Source organism: Streptomyces cacaoi (assembly GCF_006539165.1).
GTDB classification, from domain to species: domain Bacteria; phylum Actinomycetota; class Actinomycetes; order Streptomycetales; family Streptomycetaceae; genus Streptomyces; species Streptomyces cacaoi.
Window position 1 is genome coordinate 1 of sequence record NZ_BJMM01000116.1, and the last position, 5,535, is coordinate 5,535.

At 76.9% G+C, this 5,535-nt stretch carries 1 protein-coding gene; it reads right to left on the reverse strand.

Going from position 1 to position 5,535, the window contains the following annotated elements; all coding sequences use genetic code 11:
* Nucleotides 1-5,535: non-ribosomal peptide synthetase (locus tag SCA03_RS34250; RefSeq protein WP_141275875.1), on the reverse strand; the 5,535-nt coding region annotated here is incomplete at both ends.

Consider the following 5,535-nt stretch of genomic DNA (forward strand, 5'->3'; position numbering starts at 1 on the left):
GAGAACACCGGGAGCACCGGGGGAATCCGTCAGCCGGAGCGCCAGCGGCAGGTGGTAGGAGGGGCTGCCGCGGTCGAGCTGATGCAGGAACCACAGCCGGCGCTGCGCGAACGACAGCGGCAGCACCTCCGGCCGCGCGGCGGCCGTCAACGCCGGGCGGGGACGGTCCGCCGCTGCCAGCCGGGCCGCGAGACCGGCCACCGTCGGCGCCTCGAACAGGGCGCGGACGGGCAGTTCGGCGCCGAGCGCGGCGCGTACCCGCGACAGCAGCCGGGTCGCGAGCAGCGAGTGCCCGCCCAGCGCGAAGAAGTCCTCGTCCACACCGACCCGTCCGAGGCCGAGCACCTCGGCGAAGAGCTCGGCCAGCACCTGCTCGGCGGGGGTGTGCGCGGCCCGTCCCGCGTTCTGTCCCGTGTCGGGTTCCGGGTCGGGCAGGGCGGCGCGGTCGAGCTTGCCGTTGCGGGTGACGGGCAGCGCGTCGAGCACGACGAACGCGCCGGGGAGCATGGCGTCGGGCAGGCGTGCGCGCAGCCACTCGCGTACGGCCTGCGGCTCGCAGGGGTCGGCCGCGGTGGGCACGAGGTAGGCCACGAGCCGGGGCCGGCCGTCGTGGCCGGTGCGGGCCGGCACGGCGCACCGGGCGACACCCGGGCAGTCCGCGAGCGCGGCCTCGACCTCGGCGGGCTCGACGCGCACCCCGCGGATCTTGACCTGGTCGTCGCCGCGCCCGAGGAACTCCAGCCGGCCGTCGCGGCGGCGGCGTGCCAGATCGCCGGTGCGGTACATCCGGGTACCGGCCGGGCCGTACGGGTCGGCGACGAACCGGGCGGCGGTCGCGGCCGACTGCCGGTGGTAGCCGCGGGCCAGGGCGGCGCCGGCGAGATACAGCTCGCCGGCGACGCCGTCCGGCACGGGGCGCAGCCGCTCGTCGAGCAGCCGGACGCCGACGTGTGCGACGGGTTCGCCGATCGGGGCCGGTGACGGGCAGCCGGTCAGGTCGGCGGGCAGCCGCTGCCCGGTGACGACATGGGTCTCGGCGGGCCCGTAGTGGTTGTGCAGCTCGCGTCCCGGGTGGCGGCGCTGGAGCGCGCGCAGCGCGGCGCCGAGCCGCAGCGGCTCCCCGGCCTGGACGATGCGGCGCAGCGCGGGCAGGTCCCGGCCGGCTTCCCGCGCCGCCTCGGCCAGCGCCTCCAGGACGGTGTTCGGCGCGAACAGCTCCTCGACGCGTGCTTCCTCCAGCCACCGGGCGAGGAGTTCCGCGCTGTGCCGCTGCTCCTCCGTGGGCACGACCAGCGTGCGGCCTGAGGTCAGGGCCGAGCAGATCTCCTGCACGGACACGTCGAAGCCGACGCCGGTGAACTGCGCGGTCCGGGTGCCGGGGCCGCCGTCCAGCGCGGTGTGGTGCCACTCCAGCAGGTTGAGCAGCGCGGCGGCCGGCATCAGCACGATCTTCGGCTCGCCGGTGGAGCCGGAGGTGGCGATGGCGTAGGCGGGGTGCTGCGGCAGCAGCGGGGTGGGCCGTTCGGCGTCGGTCGGGTCGGTGTCGGGGCGGCGGGCCGCGTCCGTGGCGGTGGCGTCGGCGTCGAGCACCAGCCGGGGCAGGTCGGGCAGCGGCGGCAGCCGGTGCGCGGTCGCGGTGTCGGTCAGCAGGAGTGCGGGGCGCGCCGCGTCCAGCAGCCGGCCGGTGCGGGCGGCGGGGTGCTCCGGATCGACGGGGAAGTAGGCGGCGCCGGTCTTCAGCACGGCGAGGACCGCCGTCACCAGCCGTACTCCGCGGGGCAGCGCCAGCGCGACGAGCTGTTCCGGTCCGGCGCCGCGGGCGAGCAGCAGATGGGCCAACCGGTTGGCGCGCGCGTTGAGTTCACACAGCCCGACGGTCTCCTCGGCGGCCTCGACGGCGATCGCGTCGGGCGTCGCGCGGGCCTGTCGCTCGACCAGTCCGGGCAGCGTCGTGTGCGGGGTGCGGGGCGGCAGCGCGGCGGCCTGCGCCAGCCGGTGGTGTTCGGGTGCGGTGAGCAGGTCGACGGAGCCGATCGGCCGGTCCGGGTCGGCCACGACGGCACGCAGCAGCCGCAGCCAGCGGTCGGCGAGCGTGCGGACGGTCTCCTCGTCGAACAGGTCGGTGCTGTACTCCACGGCTCCGGCGCAGCCCGCGGGGGCGCCGTCGGCGTCGTGCTGTTCGGCCAGCGCGAAGAACAGGTCGAACTTGGCGGTGCCGGTGGTCACCGGCAGGGTGCGCACCCGCAGTCCGGGCAGCGCGAACGTGCCGGCCTCGGTGTTCTGGAGGGCGAGCATGGTCTGGAACAGCGGGTGGCACGCCGTGGACCTGGCCGGGTTGAGGACCTCCACGAGCCGTTCGAAGGGCACGTCCTGGTGGGCGTAGGCGGCCGGTGTGTCCTCGCGCACCCGGTCGAGGAGCGCGCCGAAGGACGGGTCGCCGGAGGTGTCGGTCCGCAGCACGAGCGTGTTCACGAAGAAGCCGACGAGGTCGTCCAGCGCCTGGTCGGTGCGGCCCGCGACCGGTGTGCCGACCGGTACGTCCTCTCCCGCGCCGAGCCGGGTCAACAGCGCCGCGAGGCCCGCCTGGAGCACCATGAACAGGCTCACGCCGCGTGCCCGCGCCAGGGCGGTGAGCGCGCGGTGCAGCTCGGCGTCCAGCTCGATGCCGAGGGTGGCGCCCCGGTAGGAGGCGACGGACGGGCGGGGACGGTCGGTGGGCAGCCGTAGCTGTTCCGGCAGGCCCGCCAACCGGTCCTTCCAGTAGGCGAGTTGACGTGCGGCCGGGCTGTGCGGGTCGGTCTCGTCGCCCAGCAGTTCGCGCTGCCACAGCGTGTAGTCGGCGTACTGCACCGGCAGCGGCTCCCAGTCCGGCTCCGCACCCCGGCAGCGGGCCGCGTAGGCGGTGGTGAGGTCGCGGGCGAGCGGGCCCATCGACCAGCCGTCCGCCGCGATGTGGTGCGCGGTCAGCAGCAGCACGTGTTCGCTGTGGGATTCGCTGCCGGATTCGCTGCCGGACAGCCGGAACAGGGCGGCGCGCAGCGGCGGTTCGGTGGCCAGGTCGAAGCCGGCCGCCGCAGCGGCGGACAGCCGCTCGGCCAGCTCGTCCTCGGTGGTCTCGGCCACGGTCGGCGCGGGGCTCGCCTCGGCCGCGTCCAGCACCCGCTGGCAGGGCACACCGTCGGCCTCGGCGAACACGGTGCGCAGGCTCTCGTGCCGGCCGACGAGGTCGCACAGCGCGGCGCGCAGCGCGGATTCGTCCAGCGCGCCGGTCAGCCGCAGCGCGAGCGGCATCGCGTAGGCGGCGCCCGGGCCCTCCAGGCGGTGCAGGAACCACAGCCGGCGCTGCGCGAAGGACAGCGGCACCCGCTCCGGGCGCCGTGCTGCGGGTCGCAGCGCCGGCCGGGGCCGCCCGCCGTCCGGCAGCCGGGCGGCGAGCCCGGCCACGGTCGGGGTGCGGAACACGGCGCGCAGCTCCAGCTCGACGTCCAGCGCGGAGCGGACCCGGGAGGCCAGCCGGGTGGCGAGCAGCGAGTGCCCGCCCAGCGCGAAGAAGTCCTCGTCCACACCGACCCGTTCGAGGCCGAGCACCTCGGCGAACAGCCCGGCCAGCACCTGCTCGCGCGGGGTGCGCGGCGGCCGGCCCGCTCCCCCGCCGGGCAGCGGCGGCTCGGGCAGCGCGGCGCGGTCCAGCTTGCCGCTGCCGGTGACCGGCAGGGTGTCCAGCTGGACGAGGGTCGCGGGCACCATGTGGTCGGGCAGCCGGTCGCGCAGATGGGCGCCGAGCTCCTCGACGGTGCAGCCCCCGGCGGGCGCCGCATAGCCGACGAGCCGGACGCCGTGCTCCGGTCCCGGGCCGTCCGGGCGGGCGAGGACCGCGGCCTGCCGGACGGCCGGGTGCGCGGCGAGCGCCGCCTCGATCTCGCCCGGTTCGACCCGGTGGCCGCGCACCTTGATCTGGTCGTCGGCCCGCCCGGCGAACTCCAGCTGCCCGTCGGCGCGTTGGCGTACGAGGTCGCCGGTGCGGTACATCCGGGCACCGGGCGGCCCCCAGGGGTCGGCCACGAACCGCTCGGCGGTGGCGCCCGGCCGGTGCAGATAGCCGCGGGCCAGGCCGTCCCCCGCCAGGTACAGCTCGGCGACGACGCCGTCGCACACGGGACGCAGCCGCTCGTCGAGGACGTAGGCGCGGACACCCGGCAGCCGGTGGCCGAGCGGCGGTGTGGTGCCGTCGCCCGGCAGCGGGCCCGTCATCGTGGCGGCGACGGTGGCCTCCGTCGGGCCGTAGGCGTTGACGAGCACCCGGCCCGGTGCCCACCGCTCGGCCAGCGCGGCCGTGCACGGTTCGGCGCCGGTCAGCAGGGTCAGCGAGGCGGGCACGGCGTCGGCGGGCAGGGTCGCCAGCACGGACGGGGTGACGAAGGAGTGGGTCAACGGCGTCCCGCGCCGGGTCAGTTCGGCGACGGGGTCGCCGTCCTCGGGGAGCTGGAGCGTGGCGCCGGTCAGCAGCGCGAGGAACAGCTCCCACAGGGAGGCGTCGAAGCCGGGCGCGGCGAACTGGAGCAGCCGGCTGCCGGGCCCGATCCCGGCGCGTGCGGCACCGGCGTCCCGCAGCGCGGCGATACCGGCGTGGGTGACCAGGACGCCCTTGGGCCGCCCGGTGGAGCCGGAGGTGAAGACGGCGTACGCCGGGTGGGCCGTGGACAGCGGCGCGGTGCGGTCGGCGTCGGTCGGTCCGGTGTCCGGCAGGCAGGCCGACTGCCGCGCCGTCTCCGGTCCGTCGAGGTGGAGCAGGGGCAGGCCATGGCCGGTGGGCAGCCGGTCCGCGGTGTCCCGGTCGGCGAGCAGCAGCACCGGCCGGGCGTCGGCGAACAGCCGGGCCGTCCTGGCGGCCGGCTGGTCCGGGTCGACGGGCAGGCAGGCGGCACCGGCCTTGGCGACGGCCAGCACGGCCACCACGCGCTCCACGGTGCGGGGCGCGGCCACGGCCACGAGCTGCTCGGGCCCGGCTCCCCGGTCGATGAGCAGGTGCGCGAGCCGGTTGGCGCGCACGTCCAACTCCCGGTAGTCGAGCGCGACATCGCCGCGCACGACGGCGGGCGCCTGCGGGGTCGCGCGCACCTGGGCGGCGAACAGCGCGGGCAGGGTGGCCGGGGCCGGGGCGGGTACGGCCGTGTTGTGGGTCACCAGCAGCGTGTGCTGCTCGTCGGCGGAGAGCACCGGCAGCCGCCCGAGGCGCAGCCCCGGGTCCTCGGCCGCCGCGCGCAGCACCCGCACGAGCCGGTCGGCCAGGGAGCGGACGGTACCGGGGTCGAAGAGGTCGGTGGCGTATTCGACGACACCGGTGAGGCCCGCGGGGGCGCCGTCGGGCCCGTGCTCTTCGACGAGTCCGACGGCCAGGTCGTACTTGGCGGTGCCGGTCGGCACCGGCAGGGTGCGCACCCGGAGGCCGGGCAGCGTGCAGGCGTCCGGGCCCTCGGTGTCGAGGGTGAGCGCGATCTGGAAGAGGGGGTGGTGTGCCGTGGAACGTGCAGGGTT